This window comes from Amycolatopsis sp. NPDC051106 (assembly GCF_040682775.1).
Lineage (GTDB): Bacteria > Actinomycetota > Actinomycetes > Mycobacteriales > Pseudonocardiaceae > Amycolatopsis.
This window is the reverse complement of the sequence record NZ_JBFBBQ010000092.1, coordinates 1-20,325: the sequence shown is the minus strand read 5'-3', so window position 1 is coordinate 20,325 and position 20,325 is coordinate 1. Positions and strand designations below refer to the sequence as shown.

The window sequence follows — 20,325 nt, the reverse complement described above, 5'->3', positions numbered from 1 at the left end:
CGAGCAACCGAGCCGGCTCCCAGCGGAGAGCCCGCACCTGCACCGCGAACGCGGATCCGGGCACTGTCCCGGCCGGACGCGACGATGGTCCGGACCTCGTGGTCCGGACCATTTCCGGCGGTCACAGCCAGCCCGACTCCTCGGCGATGCGGATGGCGTCGACCCGGTTGCGGGCGTTGAGCTTCGCGACCACAGTCGTGAGATAGTTCCGTACTGTCCCGGCGGAAAGGTACAGCCGGGCCGCGACCTCCACCGTCCCGTAGCCCTGCGCGGTCATCCGCAGCACGTCCAGCTCGCGGGCGGTCAGCGGGCAGTCGACGGTGTCCCAGGCGGCCAGCGCCAGGTCGCCGTCGACCATGCGACGGCCGGCCAGCACGCCGCGCACGGCGTTGGCGAGCTTGTCGGGCGGCGCGTCCTTGAGCAGGAAGCCCCCCACCTTGGCGTCCAGCGCGCGCCTGAGCGTGCCGGGACGGCCCAGGCTGGTGAGGATGAGGGTCCGGCAGCCCGGCAGCTGTGCGTGCAGCTCACCGGCCGCGGTGAGCCCGTCCTTGCCGGGCAGGTCGATGTCGATGACGGCCACCTGCGCCTGCTTGGCCCGCGCGGCCGGCAGGATGTCGAGCCCGGAAGCGACCTCGGCGACGACGTCGATGTCGGGTTCCAGCCGAAGCAGTGCCACCAGTGCTCCCCGCACGATGTGCATGTCCTCGGCCACCAGCACTCTGATCACGGGTGCCTCCGCACTCACGATTCCCCAGAAGCTCAGTTAAACATTCTGCTTGACGAATCGGTTGCACCATTCGGGCACCACTTATGCGGGGATGCCGCGAAATGCACATGCACGCGTTGGGACCAGGTTAAAAATACCTACTCGCACTTGGCCGGCTACCAGCCGTCACGGACACGTTCCGAGTTCCTGTCATCCGTGTCGGAAATTTTCCGGCCGGGGTCGCTTGTGGACTTCCCGGCCCGCCGCGTGCAGCGAGCCGGCCCCCGCGGGCGCGCTGGGCGCCCGCCGGGACCGGCTCGCGAACTGCGCAAACGCGCATCAAGCCGCTTCGAGGGCGTCGACCTGGCAGAAGCAGGTACCCCGGCGCGGCTGCACGGTGCCCGCGGAAGCGTCGATGCCCCAGTGCTCGAAACGGTCGATCACGAGGTCCGTCCCAGCCTTCTCGAACTCGATTTCGAAATCGGCGAAAAGCGCGCGGACGTCAGCGGAGATCTGTGCGGACATGTTCTGCTCCCAGTGGCGAAGATGAATGCTTCACGTGCCATAAATCGTCGCCAATGGACGCAGCATCAGCCAGTGCCCGCATCACCGGCGCACTGTGGTTTACACATGCTCCGTGCGGTTACGGCCAAGACTCCGAACGGGCTAACAAGGGCACCGGACACCCGCGAAACAGGTCATTTCCGTCACCGTGCGCTGTCGTGCACATTCCACCCGTCACCACGGGTATGAAAAACGCACATGCGCTCCGGGCCGGAGTTCCCGGTTCGGGCCCTGTTCACACCCCATGTGCAAAACGCATGTGCGGGACCGGTGAAATCCATCCGGACCGGTGCACAGAGCACTTAAGAAGTAGACGCCCGCCGATCTACAGTTTTGGACGAAATCACATCCCCCGCACCGAAGGCGCCTTCACCGGGAAGCCTCGGGTGCGCATTGTCGACCGGGAGGGACGGCCACCATGGATGAGATCGTCCGGCAAGCCGTGGCACGCGCCATCGTGACCATGCGAGACAACCTGGGCGAGCGGCTCACGATCGACGACCTGGCCCGCGCCGCCATGTTCAGCAAGTTCCACTTCACCCGGGTGTTCCTGCGGGCCACCGGGCTGTCGCCGGGCCGGTTCCTCTCCGCCCTGCGGCTCGCGGAGGCCAAACGCCTGCTCGCGACCACCACCATCTCGGTCGCCGACATCAGCCACCAGGTCGGCTACAACAGCGTCGGCACGTTCAGCGCCCGCTTCAGCGGCAGTGTCGGCGTCTCGCCGTCGGGCTACCGCCAGCTGCGCGGCATGGCCCCGCGGGTCGCCGACCGGCAGTCCCGGCCGGGGTCGGGAACGACCGTGCGCGGCCAGCTGCGCGTCGCGCCATCGGCCCAGGTGGGGCCGGTGTTCGTCGGGCTGTTCGCGGCCCGGATCGCCGAGGGCGCGCCGGCCCGGTTCGCCGTCCTGCCCGGCCCGGGGCCGTACGCGCTGGCCGACGTTCCGCTCGGCTCGTGGTACGTCCTCACCTACGCCTACGGCTGCGGCGAGGTCGACAACCACACCCTGCGGCCCTACACCGGCCTGGCCGGCCCGGTGACCGTGCACCAGGGCGTCACGGCGAGCCTCGCCGACGTCCGGCTGCGGCCGCGGCACGGCTTCGACCCGCCGGTCCTGCTGGCCCTGCCGGACCTGCGCCAGCCCGCGGTGGCCCGCCCCGTGGCGGTCTGAGCGTGCAATTCCGGCGCGCCGAAACCGCCGTCCGTTAATCCACGGACGGCGGGCTCACCAGGTCCGTGTTCCCGGCAGCCATTCGGCCCAGCGGGTGAGGTGACCGGCTCGCCGCGAGCCGCCGGGGAATTCCCGGCCATTCCCGGGTGCGCTTCTTCGAAACACCGGTGGGGCGGGGCAATGGCGTACAATTGGGGCGGGAGTCAACGAACTGGGGCGAGGTACCGTCGTGATCAAGGTGTTGCTGGCCGAGGACATGCACATGGTCCGCGGCGCCCTGGTCGCCCTGCTCAACCTGGAGTCCGACATCGAGGTGGTCGCCGAGGTGTCCTCCGGCGACCAGATCCTGCCGGCCGCGAAGGCGGCCCAGCCGGACGTCGCCGTCATCGACATCGACCTGCCGGGCAAGGACGGGCTGTCGGCGGCGATGGAGATCCACGAGAGCCTCCCCGGCGTCCACACGCTGATCCTGACCAGCCTCGGCCGCCCGGGCACGGTCCGCCGGGCGCTGGACGCGAAGGTGAACGGCTTCCTGCTCAAGGACTCGCCGTCGGACAAGCTGGCGAACGCGGTCCGCTCGGTGGCGATCGGCCGCCGGGTGATCGACAGCGAGCTGGCGCTGGCCGCCTGGGAGACCGACGACTGCCCGCTGACCCCGCGCGAGATCGAGATCCTGTCGCTGGCGGCGCGCGGGCGCAACGTGGCCGACATCGCGGCGGAACTGTTCCTGTCGGCCGGCACGGTCCGCAACTACCTGGCCGCGGTGGTCACGAAGCTCAACGCCCGCAACCGGGTCCACGCGATCCGCATCGCGACCGAAGCGGAGTGGCTCTAGCCACCAAGCCGACCCTCCAGGTACGCGACCCGACCCTCCAGGTACGCGAGCCGACCGTCCAATCACGCGTGTCGACCCTCCACACACACGTCCCGCGCGCTCGAACATCCCGCACCACCCGGAAAACCCGCCGGAAAGCGCTTACGCCGTCAGTTCGTCCCGCTCCCGGTGCCGGCGCACGCCATCGCACCCGACCGGGACCGCCGCCAGCAGCCGGTGGGTGCCGTCCGGTCCGGTTTCCGTCGCCAGCGTCCCGCCCAGCGACTCCACCCGGTCGGCCAGGTTGCGCAGCCCCGAGCCCGACCCCGCACCACCGCCCGCCGCGTGGCCCGCGCCGTCGTTGACGATCTCCAGCCAGACCGTCCCGTCGTCCTTGCTCACCGAGAGCGCGCACCAGCTCGCCGTGCTGTGCCGCACCACGTTCGTCACCCCTTCGCGCAGCACGGCCGCCAGCGCGGTCGCCACCTCCGGGGGCAGGTTGTCGGTACCCGAACGGGCGACCGTCACCCGGATCCCGGCCGCGCTCAGCACCGCCGCCGCGGCCCGGCACTCGTCCTCCAGCGACAGCTCGCGGTAGCCCGCCGCGACCGTGCGGACGTCGGCCAGCGCGCGCCGCGACATCGTCAGCAGCTCGGCCAGCTCCTCCTTGGCGCGGCCCGGCTGGCCGATCACCAACCGGTCGACGAGTTCACCTTTGAGGGTGATGGCCGAAAGGCTCAACCCGAGCAGATCGTGGACGTCGCGGGAGAACCGCTTGCGTTCCTCGGCGATCGCCCGCCGCTGCAGCTCGTGGCGCTCCTCCTCGCGCTCCGCGATCAGCCGCGCCGCAGCACCCGTCGCGAACAGCACCAGCGCGGCGACCCCGGCGGACGTCACGGCCGCGAACCCGGCGTCGGCCGAAGCAGTCCCCCGGGCGGAGACGAGCCCCGCCACGACGCACACGAGACCGGCCGCGGGCAAGGCCCTGGCCGGCCGGACCGCGAGCAGCAGGCCCCCGGCGAAGAACCCGCTCGCGGTGCTCCACAGGGCGCCCAGCTGCAGCATCGGCCCGTACGCCAGCAGGGCCTGGGCTCCCAGCGCCAGCCCGGGACGGCGGAACCGGCCGGGCTTGAACGCGGCCAGGTGCACTCCCGCCAGCGCCGCGGCACCGGACAGCGCGAGCAGCCACGACACCCAGGACTGCCGTCCGGCCAGGACGGGAAGGGACGCCATCAGCGCGACCGCGGCGGCCGCCACCGGCGGCCCGCCCACGACGAGCGCGCGGAAGTCCGGCCGCCCGGCTTCCTCGTCCGCCTGCGCGGCGGCCCGTAGCCGGATTCGTCCGAGGAGCCGATCCGGATATGCCACGGCACCTCCCACCTCACCCGAACCCCGGTGTCACAACGGTAACAGGAGAACGGTCACGGCAGAGGCGTCGTCCGGCCGGCCGGTGGCGTTACCGGCCCGGCCGGAAGCGGGCCACCTCCGAGCGGCGGACGAGGCTATTCGGCAGGCACCGGGCCGGTGACGAACGGCGCGGCACCGCCGGGGAAGTCGAGCACGCATTCGCCGACGCTGACCTCGGCGGGCCACTCGAGCTTCAGCGAGCGGTCCACCCGGTCGCCGGCGTCGACCGGCACCGCGTGCGCGGCGAGCCCCATCGCCTTCGCCGCGAGGTAGAGCACCTGCTGCAGCGCGCCGACGTGCACCAGCGTCGTCGCGTACGCGGCACTGCCGAGCACCCACGCGATGCGCGACATCCGCGCGGTCATCGTCAGCAGCACCGACGGCCGGCGGTGGCTGCCCGCCCCGATCATCGCCAGGTCCAGCATGCCGTCCAGGACGCCGAGGTCGTCGTTGATCAGCGTCAGCGTGTGCCACAGCGGGTCGTAGTGGTAGATCCCCCGCGCGAGGTCCGCGCAGCGGTTGATCCCGACGTAGATCTCGAGCTCGTACAGGCACGCGACGCTGAAGTACGGCCGCTGCGACGCCTCGTGGCCGGGCCCGCCGGGCAGGTACGCCGGCCCGATCGACCGCACCCGCGCGGCGCGGTAGAGGAACTCCCCGACCTGCTCGGCGGACAACGCGCGTTCGGTGACCTCGGGGCACGTGTGGTCGTGTTCGAGCAGCGTGGCCAGCGTCGGGTCGGTCGCCTTGAGCACCACCGGGTCGGGGCGGTGCAGCGGGAAGGTCGGGCCGGCGGTGATCTGCTTGACGACCGGCGGCTCGACGCCCGCGCGGTGCGCCTCCGGGTCCGCCGGGCCGCCCTTCAGCCACGTCCGGCTGCGGGCGTGGAACATCAGGTCGTCGGGCGACCAGACAGCCAGGTCGGTGTCGGTGTCCTCGGCGAACTCGGCCCAGTCGTCGGCCACCAGCACCACCCCCGCGGCCACCAGGAACGCCACGACGTCGGCCACGACCGGCTCCGCCAGCCCGGAGTCCTCGGCGACCTGGGCGACGGTCACCGGCCCGGCCAGCGACGACGCCACGGCCACCGCCGGCGGCCGCAGCAGCGCGACGCGGTACCGGGCGCGGGGCGACTCCAGCAGCAGCCCGCCGCCGTCCGGGCGCATCGCCGAGTACCGCGACAGCTTGATCAGCCTGCCGGGCGGCACCGCGTCGGCCGGGAAGACCGGCGCCTGGGTCACCGGGATGGCCGACAGCAGCGGCCCGCGGCCGTCGTTGAGCGCCAGCGAGTGCACGACCGAGCCGGACAGCTGGGTGAGGACCTTCCGCAGCGTTCCCGCCCCGGCCTCGGCGGCCCCACCCGCCGACGTCGCGAGGTTGCCCATCGAGATCGGGCCGAGCGCCATCCGGCCCAGCGACTCGCGCACCGGCCCGGGGACGTCCGCCAGCTCGTACTCGCCCCACCAGGTGATCGCGACGAGCGTGTCGTCGTCGCCCGCCTCCAGCAAGGTGTCTTCGGTGAGGGACCAGAGCCGGACGGTCTCCGGGCGGTATGCAGGCACAGCCAACTCCTCAAGCAACAGCGGAACGCCGAGCCCCACGGGCTCTCACAGGAACATCGGGAAGGGGTTGAGCCGCTCGTACGGGGTCGGCGCGTCGAGCCGGCCCAGCCGGACCGGGACGTCGAAGAGCCGGCCCGGCGCGAACCGGGCCCAGAACGGGCGGATCCCCGGCGCGAGCACCTTGACCACCGGGATCCCGACGTCGGGGCGGGTCTGGTCGAGCACCAGCAGCTCCAGGCCGGCGCGGCCGAACACCCGGGCCAGCGCCTCGACGTCGTCGCGGACGTCGGCCCGGTGGACGAAGGGGAAGTCCGCGGCGGTCCGCATCCGCTCGCCCGCCTCGGGCCGCAGGTACGGCTGGTTCGCGACGGTGGCGTACGCGAGCCAGCGCCGCGCGTCCGGGTCGTCGACGTCGTGGCCCGCGCCCTCCACGACGGGCAGCATCTGGTTCAGCTCGGTCACCGCGCGGCGCACCGCGATCCGCGGGTCGAGGTGCGCGCCGAAGCCCATCATGATGTCCTCGTGCGAGGCGCCGATCCGCCGCGAAAGCGCGACGGTCACCGGGATCCCGAGGTCGGAGGTCACGTCGAGGACCCACAGTTCGCGGCCGATCCCCGCGTAGGCCGCGGTCATCTCGTGCAGCCACGGGTCGGCGAAGGACGCGAGGTCGACGCCCGGCACCGGCGTGCGGTTGTACCACCACAGCGCCACGGCGTCGCGTTCGACGAGCTCCAGCGCGCCCTGCAGGATCGCGTCTTCCAGGCTGCTGCCCGCCGCGGTGCCGTTCGAGTCGGCGCGCACCCCGCGCGCCGCGCTCTCGGGCGGAGTCCCGTAGTACAGGTAGGACGTCGGCAGCAGGCGGCGCTGCCCGGACAGGGACCACACCGGCGTCCAGTCGGTGCGGGCGGCGGGGTCGAACGGCTCGCCGACCCGCTGGAAGCTCGCGTGCTCGGCGTTCCACTGCGCGCGGCCGGTGTACTGGCGGTCGCCGAAGAGCATGCACGCGTTGGGGTGCACCGCTTCCTCGCCCAGCTCCTCGTAGGAGCCGCGGATGCGCAGCTCGTCGCCCTGGAAGTTGCCGGAGAAGCGCTCCGCGGCCTCGCACAGCGCGCCGATTTCCGCGTCGAGCGGGCTGACGCCCTTGCCGCCGTTCTCGCAGCGCAGCCCCGCGCGCAGGGCGGCCATCCCGGTGATGCCGCGGGCGATGTTGGGCCCGGAGCGGTAGGCGTTGGCGAACGGCGGTGCGTCCGGGTCCGGCCGGATCTCCTTGACGATCCCGGTGACCGGGCTGACCAGGTGCCGGTGCCGTTCGAGCATCTGCGCCGGCGTCGCCGTCCGGTGCCCGCCGCCCCCGGTGGTCGCCTTCTTGGCCGGCTGCAGCACCACCGGCCGCGTCGAGCGCCACACCACCTGCCACGGGTCGCCGCAGCACGGGCACTGCGGGCGGCGGCGCAGCTCGTGCAGCCGGCCCTGCAGGTCGAGCGAGTCGAGCGTCCACACGCACTGCTGGCCGTGGTGGCGGTACCCGGCCACCCACTTGGCCGCCTCCAGCGCGACGAGGTGCGCCGCGGCCGAGGTCAGCGGCGGCAGCGCCGGCATCGGGCGCCGCGCCGGCCCGGCGTGCCCCAGTTCCTCCTGCACGCACGCCTCGGCGTGCCGGTGGCCCCACAGCCGGTGGGTCAGGCAGTGCCAGCACGCGCCGTCGGGCCGCAGGACCGGGCCGATCCACACCTGGGCCCCGGACGGGCGGGCCAGCAGCCACGGCCGCCCGGCCCGCCGGTGCTCGGCGTCGATGTCGGCCAGGCGCGGGTCGAGGTAGTCGGCGCACAGCACGACCGACAGGTCGGCGGTGCCGGTGTCCGTGCGGACCACCTCGAGCCCGGCCTCGGCCAGTGCCCGTTCGACGGCGCCGGGGTCGACGCCGTCGGCGCTGTCGCCCACCGCGGTCAGCCGCACGGTGCCCCGCCGCGCGGCGACGACGTCGGCGTCCACCCCGCACGCGTCCCAGTAGGCCAGCGCGCGCTCGTCGCCGAGCCGGTCGCCGGAGCCGGGGCTGCGCAGCGTCACGAGCCCGGCGTCGACCAGCTGGGCCAGCAGCGCGGCGACCTCCTCCGGCGCCATCCCGCCCGGCCGCCCGCGCAGCAGGCGGTCGAGGTCGTGGGTGCCGTCGAGCAACGCCGCCAGCGACTCGATCTTCGGGCCGCGCATCGCGATCACGCCCTGTTCGGAGAACAGGTACGCGCCCTTGCCCTCCCGGACCTCCGCGCGCAGGTGCCGCCGGAACGCCGGGGCGCGCACCGGCACCGGGACGTCCGTGGCGCCGCTCCCGGGCGCGTCCACCGCTGTCGTGCGCATGGGCCCTCCTGCCGTTCGTCGGGCTGGGCGGGACGAGAGAAGGGAATCGTGCTCCACCGGAGGTCTACTCAGCCAGTGCTCAGAGCACGCGGAAGTCATGCGAAACGCATGGTCCGAAGTGGGAAACGCACGGGACACCGGTGCGCCGTTCACTGGCCGCGCGCGGCGGGGAACCGTCACCGTAGACAGCGACGCCCGTGGCAGCACGGTGCGTCAGGGGCACCGTAACGGAGCTCGCGGCCCCGCGCGAGCCCGGGCGGCGCCCGGTCTGGCACCCGAGACAAGTGAGGACCCGAGTATGCCTGCATCTGCTCGCACCTACGGACAGTTCTGTGGCCTGGCCCGGGCACTCGAGATCGTCGGGGAGCGGTGGTCGCTGCTGGTCATCCGTGACCTCATGCTCGGCCCGAAGCGGTTCAACGACCTGCAGCACACCCTGCCGCGGATCCCCGTGAGCATCCTGACCTCGCGCCTCAACGAGCTCGAGGAGACCGGCGTGATCCGCCGCCGGGTCCTCTCCCAGCTGGACGCCGGCGTCGTCTACGAGCTCACCGAGTACGGCTGCGAACTCGACCACATCGTCCTGGACCTCTCCCTGTGGGGCGCGCGGTCGCTGAACTACCCGAAGCCGGACGACGTCTTCACCCTCGACGCCGCCATCCTCTCGCTCTACACGACCTTCCAGGAGGAGGCCGCCACGGGCGTGCACGTCAACTACGAGCTGCACCACTTCGGCGGCGAGATGATCGTGCACGCCATGGTCGACGACGGCGCGCTCAAGGCGTCGGCCGGCTCGCTGCCGGCCGCCGACCTGGTGATCGAGCCGCAGGGCCCGGCGATGCTCGACCTGCTCAACGGCAAGCTGTCCGCCCAGGACGCGATCTCCGGCGGCAAGGTCCGCCTCGAAGGCGACCCGGCGCACCTCGAGCTGTTCACCCGGCTCTTCCACATCCCGCCGGCGCCCGAGCGCGAGGCCGGGCTGTCGGTGCGTTGACGGCTCTTCGCTACACCACGCCCGGCGGTACGCAATCCGCCGGGCGTCCCATTTTTCCTTGCACAATCGGCAATCCGGAGTAACGGGAACCGCTCCGGAAGCGGTTATCGTCTACGCACGCCGTCATCTTCGTGAACTGGGGTCCGCATGTCGACGTCCGAACTCGCCCGCCCGTCCGGGTTCCTCCGCCCGCTCAACAGCCGGTGGCACCACCGCGCGCTCGCGCTGTTCATGCTGGTGGTGATCGCGCACTGGGCCGAGCACATCGTGCAGGCGATCCAGATCTACGGGTTCGGCTGGCCGGCCGCGAAGGCACGCGGCGTGCTCGGGATGCCCTTCCCGTGGCTGATCTCGCAGGAATGGCTGCACTACGGCTACGCGCTCGTGATGCTGGTGTTCCTGTGGATTCTGCGGCACGGGTTCGCCGGCCGGTCGCGGCAGTGGTGGAACCTCGCGCTCGGCATCCAGTTCTGGCACCACATCGAGCACCTGCTGCTGTTCATCCAGGCGCAGTCCGGCTGGCGGCTGGCCGGGCAGAAGGTGCCCACCAGCATCATCCAGCTGCTCGTGCCCCGGGTGGAGCTGCACCTGTTCTACAACACGATCGTCACCATCCCGATGATCGTGGCGGTCGTCCTGCACCGGCGCGCCTCGGCCGCCGAGCGCGAGCTGACCGGCTGCCTCTGCGGGCAGAAGACGCCGGCACTCGCCGCTTCGTGAGCGGCCGCGTCGCGCGGCGGGCACTGGTCCTGCTGGCCTTCCTGGCCGGCTGGCTCGTGCTCGCCGCCACGCCGGCTTCGGCCCACGTCGAGATCGTCTCGTCGACCCCGGGGGACGGCGCCCGCCTGAGCGCGGCGCCGTCCCTGGTGTCGGTCACCCTGTCGGAGAACGTCGGCATCCAGCCCGGGTCGATCAAGGTCGTCGACCTCGCGGGCACGCAGGTCGACTCGGGGCCGGTGTTCCAGCCCGGCGACGTCGCCGAGCAGGTCGCCGTGCGGCTGAAGCCGAACCTGCCGGACGCGAGCTACCTGGTCGAATACGCCTTCGTCTCGGCCGACTCCCACCCGGTCCGCGGGACGTTCGCGTTCGTCGTCGGCACCGGTCCGCTGGTGACCTCGGCCGGCGCGGTGTCCGCGGCCACCGGCACCGACGCGGGCGTCGACTTCGCTTCGACGGCGGTCCGCTGGCTCGCCTACCTCGGCGTCGTCCTGCTGGGCGGGCTGGCGTTCGCCGTCCTGTGCCGGCCGGCGGCCCGCACCGACCGCCGGGCCCGGCGGCTGCTGAGCTGGGGCATCGGTCTCCTGGCCGCGACCACCGCCGCGGCGTTCGTGCTGCAGGGCCCGTACGCGGCCGGCCGGAACCTCGAGGCGGTCTTCGACACCGGCCTGCTGGCGGACACGCTGCGCGTCGCCTACGGGAAGCTGCTGCTGCTCCGGCTGGCCGCCGTCGTCGCGCTGGCGGTGCTGGTGCCCCGGTTGCTGCGGCCCGGGCTGCCGGACCGGCTGCGGTCCCGCTACGAGAACCTGGCCATGGTGACCGGCTTCCTGGTGCTGCTGACGTTCTCGGCCACCGGCCACCCGGTCACCGACCCGATCATGTTCGTCTCGGTCTCGGCGGACCTCGTGCACTTCGGGGCGATCGCCGTCTGGGCCGGCGGGCTGGTGCAGCTGGCGCTGTGCCTGTACCGCCCGGCCCCCGGCGAGGACCTGGCCCCCGTCGCGGCGCGCTTCTCCGGCCTCGCGGCGGGGTCGGTGACCGCGATCGCGATCAGCGGCGCCGTCCTGGCCCTGCGGATCATGCCGTCGCTGTCCACGCTCTGGACGACCCGGTTCGGCCTGCTGCTCCTGCTCAAGATCGCCGGCTTCGCGCTGCTGCTGGCGGTGGCGAGCCGGTCGCGCCGCGCGGTCCGCCGGGGCCTGACCGGCCCGGCGGAGGGCACGACGAAGACGGTGACGGCGAACCTGCGCCGCCTGCGGCAGGCCGTGGCGGTGGAGGTGCTGCTCAGCGTCGTGGTGCTGGCGCTGGCGGCGATGCTGACGGTGACCCCGCCGGGCGGCTGAGCCACAGCGGCAAGTCCGTGAATGTCGCATCGAGGGACTTGACGTCCGCGAATGCGACATTCACGGATTTGCGCAGGTCAGACGCCCGGCGACCGCGGCGGGCTGAACGGGCCCCAGCTGAACGCGGGCAGCCACGGCTCCGGCGCCGCGCTCCACGCCAGCGCCGTCAGCTGGCCCGGCGACCGCCGCCCGGCCAGCGCCCGGTACAGCTCGTGCGCCGGGGCGGTCAGCGTCGCGACCGGGCGGCCCGTGCCCACGGTCCACTCCGAGCCGCCCGTCGTGCGCAGGCGCAGGGCCGGCAGCCCGCGGCCGGCGACCGAGCCCGAAAACCCGCGGACCAGCACTTCGAAGCTCGGCGCCCAGGCCGCGTGCTCGACCGGCGGCGGCATCCCGAGCGCGGCGCGCAGGTCCAGCTCGTGGGTGTACGCGTCCATCACCATGATCTCGCCGCTGCGCCCGCCCGCCTCCGCGAGGCGCCGGTCGAGGTCCTCGCCGACGTCGTCCCAGCGGTCGAGCAGCTCCGGGAGCGTCGAAGCCGCCGAGACCGGCGGCGTGCCGCCGTGCCGCTCGAGCACGCGCTCGGCGATCGCGATCAGGTGCCCCAGCAGGTCGGCGACGGTCCACTCCGGACACGCCGGCACCGGGCGCCGGTGCGCGCCGGCGCGGGCGCCCAGCAGCGCGCGGACACCGCGCCGCACCTCCGGGTAGCCCACGAAGTCCGGGGCGAGCCGACTGGCTGTCACGCGTCCCACCTCACCTGGCACGATCGGGGCTTCGGCCCAGTATGCCCAGGTGACGGCCCCGGCGGTTCTCCCCGCGTGCCGACACCGACGACCTCGGGAGGTAGTGACCTTGCCCACTCTGTGGTCCACCTCGGCGCAGTGGGACCTGCTGCCGCCGGTCCTGCTCGCGCTGGTGCTCAGCGTCGCGATCGGGCTCGAGCGCGAGGCCGGCATGAAGCCCGCGGGGCTGCGGACGCACAGCCTGGTCGGCGTCGGCTCGGCCGTGTTCATGCTGGTGTCGAAGTACGGCTTCGCCGACCTGCTGACCAGCGACCACGTCTCACTGGACCCGTCGCGGATCGCCGCGCAGATCGTGTCCGGCATCGGCTTCATCGGCGGCGGCCTGATCTTCGTCCGCCGGGACGCCGTGCGCGGCCTGACGACGGCGGCGACGATCTGGCTCACCGCCGCGGTCGGCACGGCGTGCGGTGCCGGGCTCCCGGTGCTCGCCGTGGGCACGACCATCGCGCACTTCGTGGTGACCCGCGGCTTCCCGCCGCTGCAGCGGTTCGTCGCGCGCCACCGCCGCGAGCCACCGGTCGTGCAGCTGAGCTACCTCGACGGCCACGGCGTGCTGCGCGCGGCACTGGCGGCGTGCACCGGACGCGGCTGGGCCGTGCACCACGTCGACGTCGACCACGAGTCGGTTTCCGAGGAGGGGCAACGGATCGCGGTCGTGCGGCTGCGCCTCGACGGCCGCGGTGATCTCTACGACCTCGCCGCCGAACTCGCCGAACTGCCGGGCGTCCGGAGCACGTCCACCGGCCCCGGGGAACCGCTCGACGAATGATCGGCCGCCCGGGCAGCGCGCGGAGGCGGGTTTGCGGCACACTGGGGTGCACCCGGAATTCCCCGGTACCGCAAGGAAAACGTGCGGCCGAGGAGAAACCATCCAATTCGGAGGTGAGGCATGGCCCCCGGCGGTGGCGAGGACGTGGCGCGGACGCAGCCCGGATTCGACCTTGCGTGGCGCGGATTCCACCGCGCGCAGGTCGAGGAATACGTCGCGTGGGCCGAGGCCGAGATACACCGGCTCGCCGCCGAACGCGACTCCGCGCGGCAGCGCGTGGCCGCGCTCGCCGAGGACAACCGTGAGCTGCGCGTGAAGATCGACCGCATCTGCCGCACCCCGATCGAACCGGACGCGCTGCAGGAGCGCTCACGCCGGATGATCGAGCTGACCCGCGAAGAAGCGGCCGAAATCACTGCCCGGGCAACGGAAGCGGCCGAACGCACCCGGCACGAAGCCGAGCGGGAGGCGATCCGCCTCACGGAGAAGGAACGCCGGCTGGTCGCCGAAGCGGAGGCTGAAGCCGAGCGGCGCCGCATCGAGCACGAAGAGTTCCTGCGCGCGGCCGAGCAGCGGCGCCGTGAGCTCGACGAAGCCGCCGCGCACCGCCGGGCCCAGCAGGAAGAAGACCACACCCGCGCGATGACGATCCGCCGCGCCACGGCGATGCGCGAGCTGGCCGAGCAGGAAGCGGCCGCCCGGGCCAAGGCGGATCAGCTGGTCACCGACGCGACCCGGCGCAACGAAGACCTGGTGACGAGCGGGCAGCGCAAGCTCGCGGCCGCCGAAGCCGAAGCCGAGAAGGTGCTCTCCGAGGCCACGAAACGCAGCGAAACGCTGGTCACGATGGCGAAGGCCAAGGCGGACGAGCTGGTCACCACGGCCGAGCACGAAGCCGAAAGGCAGATCGCGACGGCTTCGGCCAAGGCCGAGAAGCTCGTCGCCACCGCCGAGAAGCAGGTCACCGACGCCACGAAACGCAGCAAAACGCTGGTCACGATGGCGGAAGCCAAGGCGGACGAGCTGGTCGCCACCGCCGAGACCAAAGCCAAGCAGCTCGTCACGACCGCCGGAGCCGAGTCCGAACGCCTCGTCGCCGAAGCGACCCGGCAAGGCGAATCCCTGGTCGAAGCCGCCCAGCGTGAGGTCACGGCCCTCACCGAGGTGCGCGACAAGCTCCAGGCGAGCCTCACCGGCTGCCGTTCCCTCCTGACCGAAGCGGCCGTCGCCCTCGACGACCGGCCCGCGCCCTTCGATCCCGAGGCCACCCTGCCGATGTCCAAGAGAGTGCCCGTCCAGCGGCGGTCCCCCGCGGACCTCACCGACGCCGTGGGCTGATCCCTTGCCCCGCGGCCGGGCAGCCCCCATGATCGGACCGTGAGGCGAACGAAGATCGCGCTGGTCGCAGCGCTGACCGCGGGCGCCCTCAGCGCGTGCGGCGACGGCTCCGGCGTCACGATCAACCTGTACGTCTCGCCGGAGAACAACCTGCAGCACGTCGTCGACGCCTGCACCGCGGCCGCGGGCGGGCGCTACCGGATCGTCTACCACAAGCTCCCGCGCAGCGCGGACGGCCAGCGCGAGCAGATGGTGCGGCGGCTGGCCGCGGAAGACCCTTCGCTGGACGTCCTCGGCCTCGACGTCACGTGGGTGCCGGAGTTCGCCGAGGCCGGCTGGGTGGTGCCGTGGACCGGCGCCGCCGAGGCGGAGGCGACGCGCGACGTGCTGCCCGGCCCGCTCTCGACCGCGCGCTGGAACGGGAAGCTGTACGCGGCGACGAAGCACACGAACGTCCAGCTGCTCTGGTACGACGACCGCCTCACGCCGTCCCCACCCAAGACGTTCGACGAGATGATCGCGCAGGCCAGGGCCCTCAAAGCGGCGGGAAAGCCGGGCGATGTCCTGTTCACCGGCGCCCAGTACGAGGGTCTGGTGGTCTTCTACAACACGCTGGTCGCGTCGGCGGGCGGGCACATCCTGTCCGACGACGGCAAGTCCGTGCTGATGGACGACGGCGCCGTGCGCGCGCTCGAGGTGCTGAAGACCCTGACCACGGCCGGCGTCACCGACCCCTCGCTCGGCAACGCCAAGGAGGACGAGGTCCGGCAGGCGTTCCAGCGCGGGCAGGGCGCGCTGGAGCTGAACTGGCCGTACGTCTACGCGTCCTACGCCAAGGAGAAACCGCGGGACCTGACGCACGTGCACTGGGCGCGGTACCCGTCGGTGGTGCCGGGACGCCCGAGCCGCGTCACGATCGGCGGGTTCAACCTCGCGGTCAGCACGTACTCGCCGCACCAGGCGGAGGCGTTCGAGGCGGCGTTGTGCCTGCGTAGCCCGGCGAGCCAGAAGTACCAGGCGATCGAGGACGGCCTGGCGCCGACGACGCGCTCGGTCTACGACGACCCGGCGCCGCTCGACCCGGCCGACCCCGGCTCGACGATGGCGGCGAAGTTCCCGATGAAGCCGGACATCCTCGCCGCGCTGGCCGACGCCGCCGTCCGGCCGCTGACCCCGGCGTACCAGAACCTGTCGACGGTGATCTCGAAGGTACTGTCCCCACCGTCCGCGATCGACCCGGCGGCCACCGCGGCCGAGCTGCGCGAACGGCTGACCGACGCCCTGAACTCGCGGGACATCATCCCTTGACCCGGATGTTCGCCCTGGTCGCGGCGGTGGTGACGCTCGCCGCGTCGACGACGCTGGCCAACCGCGTACTGCCGGGCTGGGCGTACCCGGTGTGCGGCGTGGTGGCGGCGGCGGTGCTGGTCGCCCTGGCCCGCGCGGCCGGGCTGTCGTGGTCCGACCTGGGGCTCCGGTCCCTCCGGCGGCCCGCCTTGGCCGGTCTCGCCGGAGCGGGGCTGGTCGCGGTGGTGTTCGGGATCGCGCTGGCGGTGCCCTCGCTGCGCACGGTGTACCAGGACGGCCGCGTCGGCGACCCGGACCTCGGGCAGCTGCTGTGGCTGACGTGCGGGCGGATCCTGTTCGGCACGGTGCTGATCGAGGAGGTGGCGTTCCGCGGGGTGCTGCCGGCCCTGCTGGGCGCCCGCGACGACCGCTGGCGCTGGCCCCCGATCCTGGGCGCGGCGGCGCTGTTCGGGCTGTGGCACTTCTGGCCGGCGCTGGCGATCGGCCGCAACTCGGCGGTGCACGCGGTGTTCGGCTCGACACCGGTGCTGGTGCTGCAGGTGCTGGCGATGGCCGCGGCGGGCGTGGCCGGGATCTTCCTGCACTGGTGGCGCCACGCGGGCCGCGGAGTGCTCGCGTCCGTGATCGTGCACTTCACGACGAACGCCGGCGGCCTGACGTTGGCCGTGCTGGTGCGCTAGGAACGCACCAGCCGCGCGATCGCGTCCGACGCTTCCCGCACCTTCAAATCGGCTTCCTCGCCGCCGTTCGCCGCCGCCTGGACCACGCACGTCGCCAGGTGCTCGTCGAGCAGCTCGAGCGAGAACGACTGCAGGGCCTTCGTCGCCGCGGAGACCTGCGTCAGGATGTCGATGCAGTACTTGTCCTGCTCGACCATGCGCTGCAGCCCGCGGATCTGCCCCTCGATCCGGCGCAGGCGCTTGAGATAGGCCTCTCGCTCAGTGCCGTAACCCGTCATCGCGCACCTGTCCCCGTCGTCGGCGTCCCTCTGCCCCGAGTATACCCACCGGGTGTATGGGTCCGGGGCTTCAGCGGAACCGGCGCAGCCGGAGGCTGTTGCTCACCACGAAGGCCGACGAGCACGCCATCGCCGCGCCCGCGATCATCGGGTTGAGCAGGCCGAGCGCCGCCAGCGGCAGGGCCGCGACGTTGTAGGCGAACGCCCAGAACAGGTTGCCCTTGATGGTGGCGAGGGTGCGGCGGGCCAGCCGGATCGCGTCGGCCGCGACCCGCAGGTCGCCCCGCACGAGCGTCAGGTCGCTCGCCTCGATGGCCGCGTCGGTGCCGGTGCCCATGGCCAGGCCCAGGTCGGCCTGGGCGAGCGCGGCCGCGTCGTTGACGCCGTCGCCGACCATCGCGACCACGTGCCCTTCGGCCTGCAGCCGCTTGACGACGTCGACCTTGCCCTCCGGCAGCACCTCGGCGACGACCTCGTCGATCCCCGCTTCGGCGGCGACCGCCCGGGCCGCGCCCTCGTTGTCGCCCGTCAGCAGGACCGGCTTCAGCCCGAGCTCCCGCAGCTCGGCGACGGCCCGTGCGGACGTCGGCTTGATCGTGTCGGCGAGCACCAGCCGCCCGCGGACCTCGCCGTCCCACGTCACGCCGACCGTGGTCCCGTCGCCTTCGGCCCGCCCGACGGCGATGGCGCGTCCTTCGACCACTCCGGTCACGCCCACGCCCACGGTGCTCCGGAACTCCGTGACGGCGGGCAGCGCGCCGAACCGCTCCCGCGCCGCCTCCGCGATGGCGCGGCCGATCGGGTGCTCTGACGCGGCTTCGACGGCCCCCGCGAGCCGGAGGACCTCGCCGTCGCCCTCGACCAGCGTCATCCGGCCGGTGGTGACGGTGCCGGTCTTGTCCAGCACCACCGTGTCGACGCGGCGGGTGGACTCGAGCACCTCGGGGCCCTTGATGAGGATGCCGAGCTGCGCGCCGCGGCCGGTGCCGACCAGCAACGCCGTCGGCGTCGCGAGCCCGAGCGCGCACGGGCAGGCGATGATCAGCACGGCGACGGCCGCGGTGAACGCCTGCTCGGAGCTCCCGCCGGTCGCGAGCCAGACGACCAGCGTCGCCAGCGCGAGGAAGACGACCACCGGGACGAACACGGCCGAGACCCGGTCGGCGAGCCGCTGAACCTCCGCCTTGCCGGTCTGCGCGGCCTCGACCAGCCGCGTCATCTGCGCCAGCCGGGTGTCGGCGCCGACGCGGGTGGCGCGCACGAGCAGCCGCCCGCCGACGTTCACGGTGGCGCCGGTGACCGCGTCGCCGGGGCCGGCCTCGACCGGGACGGACTCGCCGGTGAGCATGCTGGTGTCGATCGCGGAGCGGCCTTCGGTGACCACGCCGTCGGTGGCGATCTTCTCGCCGGGCCGGGCGACGAAGACGTCATCTACCTGCAGGTTTTCGACCGGGATCAGGCGCTCCTCGCCGTCGCGGAGCACTGTGACGTCCTTCGCGCCGAGGTCCATGAGTGCGCGCAGGGCGGCGCCCGCGCGGCGCTTGGAGCGGGCTTCGAAGTACCGGCCGGCCAGGATGAACGTGGTGACCGCGGCCGCGACCTCGAAGTACAGGGTGTCGCCGGCCGTGCCCGGGCCGATCAGCTCGAAGCCGTGGCGCATGCCGATCTCGCCGGCCATGCCGAAGAAGAGCGCGTACAGGGACCAGGCGACCGAAGCGAGGACACCGAGCGAGATCAGCGTGTCCATCGTGGCGGCGACGTGGCGCAGGTTGACCGCGGCGGCGCGGTGGAACGGCCACGCGCCCCATGTCACGACCGGGGCGGCGAGGACGAGCGACACCCACTGCCAGTAGTCGAACTGCCAGGCCGGGACCATCGCGAGGGCGACCAGCGGGATCGTCAGTGCCGCCGAAAGGAGCAAACGCTTGCGCAGCGTGGGCGTCTCGTCCGGTTCCGCGGGCTCGGGCAGCCGCGCGGAGTACCCGGCGGCTTCGACGACGGCCCGGAGGTCGTCGACGGAAAGCTCGCTCGGGTAGCTGACCTGGGCTTTTTCGGTGGCGTAGTTGACCGTCGCGGTCACGCCGCCGACCTTGTTGAGCTTGCGCTCGACGCGGGCGGCACAGGACGCGCACGTCATGCCGCCGATGGCGAGCTCGACGCTTGCTGCGGACTGCGCGGTGGTCATGGGACTCAGGCGACCAGGCGGTAGCCGGCCTCGGTGACGGCCGCGGCGACGGCGTCGGCGGCCAGCGGGGAGTCGCTGGTCACAGTGACGCGCCCGCTCTCGACGTCGACGTCCACGCTCTGGACGCCGGCGAGCTCGGAGACCTCTTCGCGGACCGACGTGGCGCAGTGTCCGCAGGTCATGCCCTCGACGGTGTAGCTCGCTTCGGTCATCAGCAGCTCCTCTCGTTCCCCTTCCTTTATACCCATCGGGGGTAGGGGTTCACTCGTGACCCCCGCCAGACTCGCGGGATGCGCAAGCTCTACGCGATCGGGATCGGCGCCGGGGACCCGGAGCACCTGACGGTGCAGGCGATCGACCGCCTCAACCGCGTCGACGTCTTCTTCGTGCTCGACAAGGGTGCGGAGAAGGGCGACCTGGTCCGGTTGCGGCAGGAGATCCTCGCCCGGTTCGTCACCCGTCCGCACCGCGTGGTGCTGGCGGAGGACCCGCCCCGCGACCGCACGCCCGACGACTACCGCGCGGCGGTCGCGGACTGGCACGCGGCGCGGGCGGCGGTGTACGAGCAGCTGCTGCTGTCGGAGCTTCCGGACGGCTCGACAGGCGCGTTCCTGGTGTGGGGCGACCCGTCGCTGTACGACAGCACGATCGCGCTGATCGAGGCGGTGCTGGCGCGCGGGAACGTGGAGTTCGAGTACGAGGTGATCCCGGGGATCAGCAGCATCTCGGCGCTGGTGGCCCGCCACCGGACGACGATGAACCAGATCGGCCGGTCGGTCCAGCTGACGACGGGCCGCCGGCTGGCGTCCGGCTGGCCCGAAGACGTCGACGACGTGTTCGTCCTCCTGGACGCCCACACGACGTTCGACCGCTTCGCTTCCGAGGGTCTCCACATCTACTGGGGCGCGTACGTGGGCACGCCCGACGAAATTTTGCTGTCCGGCCCGCTCACGCCGGCTCTCGCGTCCCAGATCCGCTCGGCGCGGGCCGCGGCGCGCGAACGTCACGGCTGGATCATGGACACATACCTCCTGCGCCGCCCGGCGGACTAGCGTGTCGACCCCGCAATCACGAGTGATGCCCCTCCAGTCACGTGTGATTAGAGAGGCGATTCGCGTGATTGAACGGACGACACACGTACCTGGACCGTCGGCTCGCGTACCCAGACGGTCGGCTCGCGTACCTGGACGGTCGGGCTGAGTGGATGCGGGCATGAGAAAAGGCCCCGGGAGAACCATGGGTTCTCAACCGGGGCCCTTGCCCTTAAGTAAGTTCGGCGGTGTCCTACTCTCCCACAACCCTTCGGTTGCAGTACCATCGGCGCTATCAGGCTT

Annotated in this window: 19 protein-coding genes; 10 read left to right on the top strand and 9 right to left on the bottom strand. The window is 72.4% G+C overall.

Annotated features, from left to right (window positions below; translation table 11 throughout):
* Positions 1 to 121: 121 nt before the first annotated feature.
* Both AB0M83_RS40080 and AB0M83_RS40075 read right to left on the bottom strand, forming a co-directional pair.
* Positions 122 to 727: a response regulator transcription factor gene (locus AB0M83_RS40080; RefSeq protein WP_364525657.1), complete on the bottom strand. Its 606-nt coding sequence runs from the start codon at positions 725 to 727 to the stop codon at positions 122 to 124.
* A 318-nt stretch (positions 728 to 1,045) separates the two neighbouring features.
* Complete coding sequence (locus AB0M83_RS40075; RefSeq protein WP_364525655.1) at positions 1,046 to 1,231, bottom strand: hypothetical protein; 186 nt, start codon at positions 1,229 to 1,231, stop codon at positions 1,046 to 1,048.
* 457 nt (positions 1,232 to 1,688) lie between these two features.
* Here AB0M83_RS40075 and AB0M83_RS40070 point away from each other — a divergent pair, with 457 nt between their 5' ends.
* Together AB0M83_RS40070 and AB0M83_RS40065 are read left to right on the top strand one after the other, a co-directional pair.
* Positions 1,689 to 2,438 carry an AraC family transcriptional regulator gene (locus AB0M83_RS40070; RefSeq protein WP_364525653.1) on the top strand — a complete coding sequence of 250 codons (750 nt, stop codon included), beginning with the start codon at positions 1,689 to 1,691 and terminating at the stop codon, positions 2,436 to 2,438.
* Positions 2,439 to 2,667: 229 nt separating this feature from the next.
* The gene (locus AB0M83_RS40065) at positions 2,668 to 3,273 is read left to right on the top strand and encodes a response regulator transcription factor (RefSeq protein WP_364525651.1); all 606 of its coding nucleotides are present in this window, start codon (positions 2,668 to 2,670) and stop codon (positions 3,271 to 3,273) included.
* A gap of 141 nt (positions 3,274 to 3,414) precedes the next feature.
* On the opposite strand, the gene AB0M83_RS40060 is transcribed toward AB0M83_RS40065, so the two are convergent.
* The 3 genes from AB0M83_RS40060 to AB0M83_RS40050 form a co-directional block, all read right to left on the bottom strand.
* Positions 3,415 to 4,620, bottom strand: coding sequence for a histidine kinase (locus AB0M83_RS40060; protein WP_364525649.1), 1,206 nt, complete (start codon positions 4,618 to 4,620; stop codon positions 3,415 to 3,417).
* Positions 4,621 to 4,754: 134 nt separating this feature from the next.
* The gene (locus tag AB0M83_RS40055) at positions 4,755 to 6,221 is read right to left on the bottom strand and encodes a SagB/ThcOx family dehydrogenase (RefSeq protein ID WP_364525647.1); all 1,467 of its coding nucleotides are present in this window, start codon (positions 6,219 to 6,221) and stop codon (positions 4,755 to 4,757) included.
* 45 nt (positions 6,222 to 6,266) lie between these two features.
* The gene (locus tag AB0M83_RS40050; protein WP_364525645.1) at positions 6,267 to 8,576 is read right to left on the bottom strand and encodes a TOMM precursor leader peptide-binding protein; all 2,310 of its coding nucleotides are present in this window, start codon (positions 8,574 to 8,576) and stop codon (positions 6,267 to 6,269) included.
* A gap of 298 nt (positions 8,577 to 8,874) precedes the next feature.
* Here AB0M83_RS40050 and AB0M83_RS40045 point away from each other — a divergent pair, with 298 nt between their 5' ends.
* The 3 genes from AB0M83_RS40045 (at position 8,875) to AB0M83_RS40035 (ending at position 11,630) form a co-directional block, all read left to right on the top strand.
* Positions 8,875 to 9,570, top strand: coding sequence for a winged helix-turn-helix transcriptional regulator (locus AB0M83_RS40045; RefSeq protein WP_364525643.1), 696 nt, complete (start codon positions 8,875 to 8,877; stop codon positions 9,568 to 9,570).
* 147 nt (positions 9,571 to 9,717) lie between these two features.
* Positions 9,718 to 10,290, top strand: coding sequence for a hypothetical protein (locus AB0M83_RS40040; RefSeq protein ID WP_364525641.1), 573 nt, complete (start codon positions 9,718 to 9,720; stop codon positions 10,288 to 10,290).
* Complete coding sequence (locus AB0M83_RS40035) at positions 10,287 to 11,630, top strand: copper resistance protein CopC (RefSeq protein ID WP_364525639.1); 1,344 nt, start codon at positions 10,287 to 10,289, stop codon at positions 11,628 to 11,630. The genes AB0M83_RS40040 and AB0M83_RS40035 overlap by 4 nt, the downstream gene beginning before the upstream one ends.
* A gap of 77 nt (positions 11,631 to 11,707) precedes the next feature.
* Here AB0M83_RS40035 and AB0M83_RS40030 read toward each other — a convergent pair whose 3' ends face one another.
* On the bottom strand, positions 11,708 to 12,373 hold the full coding sequence (locus tag AB0M83_RS40030; protein WP_364525637.1) for a maleylpyruvate isomerase family mycothiol-dependent enzyme: 666 nt from the start codon (positions 12,371 to 12,373) through the stop codon (positions 11,708 to 11,710).
* A gap of 109 nt (positions 12,374 to 12,482) precedes the next feature.
* On the opposite strand from AB0M83_RS40030, the gene AB0M83_RS40025 reads away from it, so the two are divergent.
* The 4 genes from AB0M83_RS40025 (at position 12,483) to AB0M83_RS40010 (ending at position 16,528) form a co-directional block, all read left to right on the top strand.
* Positions 12,483 to 13,202, top strand: coding sequence for an MgtC/SapB family protein (locus AB0M83_RS40025; protein WP_364525635.1), 720 nt, complete (start codon positions 12,483 to 12,485; stop codon positions 13,200 to 13,202).
* A 120-nt stretch (positions 13,203 to 13,322) separates the two neighbouring features.
* The gene (locus tag AB0M83_RS40020; protein WP_364525633.1) at positions 13,323 to 14,540 is read left to right on the top strand and encodes a M protein; all 1,218 of its coding nucleotides are present in this window, start codon (positions 13,323 to 13,325) and stop codon (positions 14,538 to 14,540) included.
* A gap of 39 nt (positions 14,541 to 14,579) precedes the next feature.
* Positions 14,580 to 15,848: an ABC transporter substrate-binding protein gene (locus AB0M83_RS40015; protein WP_364525631.1), complete on the top strand. Its 1,269-nt coding sequence runs from the start codon at positions 14,580 to 14,582 to the stop codon at positions 15,846 to 15,848.
* Between the two features lie 5 nt (positions 15,849 to 15,853).
* Positions 15,854 to 16,528, top strand: a complete 675-nt coding sequence (locus AB0M83_RS40010) for a CPBP family intramembrane glutamic endopeptidase (RefSeq protein ID WP_364525629.1) — start codon at positions 15,854 to 15,856, stop codon at positions 16,526 to 16,528.
* On the opposite strand, the gene AB0M83_RS40005 is transcribed toward AB0M83_RS40010, so the two are convergent.
* The 3 genes from AB0M83_RS40005 to AB0M83_RS39995 form a co-directional block, all read right to left on the bottom strand.
* Positions 16,525 to 16,806, bottom strand: a complete 282-nt coding sequence (locus tag AB0M83_RS40005) for a metal-sensitive transcriptional regulator (RefSeq protein WP_257920172.1) — start codon at positions 16,804 to 16,806, stop codon at positions 16,525 to 16,527. The genes AB0M83_RS40010 and AB0M83_RS40005 overlap by 4 nt on opposite strands.
* 70 nt (positions 16,807 to 16,876) lie before the next feature.
* A complete protein-coding gene (locus AB0M83_RS40000) occupies positions 16,877 to 18,991 on the bottom strand; it encodes a heavy metal translocating P-type ATPase (RefSeq protein WP_364525627.1) in 2,115 nt (704 codons plus the stop codon).
* A gap of 5 nt (positions 18,992 to 18,996) precedes the next feature.
* Positions 18,997 to 19,203 carry a heavy-metal-associated domain-containing protein gene (locus AB0M83_RS39995; RefSeq protein WP_364525625.1) on the bottom strand — a complete coding sequence of 69 codons (207 nt, stop codon included), beginning with the start codon at positions 19,201 to 19,203 and terminating at the stop codon, positions 18,997 to 18,999.
* A gap of 78 nt (positions 19,204 to 19,281) precedes the next feature.
* Between AB0M83_RS39995 and cobF the strand changes: the two genes are divergently transcribed.
* Positions 19,282 to 20,043, top strand: coding sequence for a precorrin-6A synthase (deacetylating) (gene cobF, locus AB0M83_RS39990; protein WP_364525623.1), 762 nt, complete (start codon positions 19,282 to 19,284; stop codon positions 20,041 to 20,043).
* Positions 20,044 to 20,325 lie beyond the last annotated feature (282 nt).

Coding starts and splice junctions, on each gene's coding strand:
- AB0M83_RS40045 (WP_364525643.1), top strand. CDS start 8,875: ATGCCTGCATCTGCTCGCACCTACGGACAGTTCTGTGGCCTGGCCCGG.
- AB0M83_RS39995 (WP_364525625.1), bottom strand. CDS start 19,203: ATGACCGAAGCGAGCTACACCGTCGAGGGCATGACCTGCGGACACTGC.
- AB0M83_RS40070 (WP_364525653.1), top strand. CDS start 1,689: ATGGATGAGATCGTCCGGCAAGCCGTGGCACGCGCCATCGTGACCATG.
- AB0M83_RS40050 (WP_364525645.1), bottom strand. CDS start 8,576: ATGCGCACGACAGCGGTGGACGCGCCCGGGAGCGGCGCCACGGACGTC.
- AB0M83_RS40020 (WP_364525633.1), top strand. CDS start 13,323: ATGGCCCCCGGCGGTGGCGAGGACGTGGCGCGGACGCAGCCCGGATTC.
- cobF (WP_364525623.1), top strand. CDS start 19,282: ATGCGCAAGCTCTACGCGATCGGGATCGGCGCCGGGGACCCGGAGCAC.
- AB0M83_RS40075 (WP_364525655.1), bottom strand. CDS start 1,231: ATGTCCGCACAGATCTCCGCTGACGTCCGCGCGCTTTTCGCCGATTTC.
- AB0M83_RS40010 (WP_364525629.1), top strand. CDS start 15,854: ATGTTCGCCCTGGTCGCGGCGGTGGTGACGCTCGCCGCGTCGACGACG.
- AB0M83_RS40000 (WP_364525627.1), bottom strand. CDS start 18,991: ATGACCACCGCGCAGTCCGCAGCAAGCGTCGAGCTCGCCATCGGCGGC.
- AB0M83_RS40005 (WP_257920172.1), bottom strand. CDS start 16,806: ATGACGGGTTACGGCACTGAGCGAGAGGCCTATCTCAAGCGCCTGCGC.
- AB0M83_RS40040 (WP_364525641.1), top strand. CDS start 9,718: ATGTCGACGTCCGAACTCGCCCGCCCGTCCGGGTTCCTCCGCCCGCTC.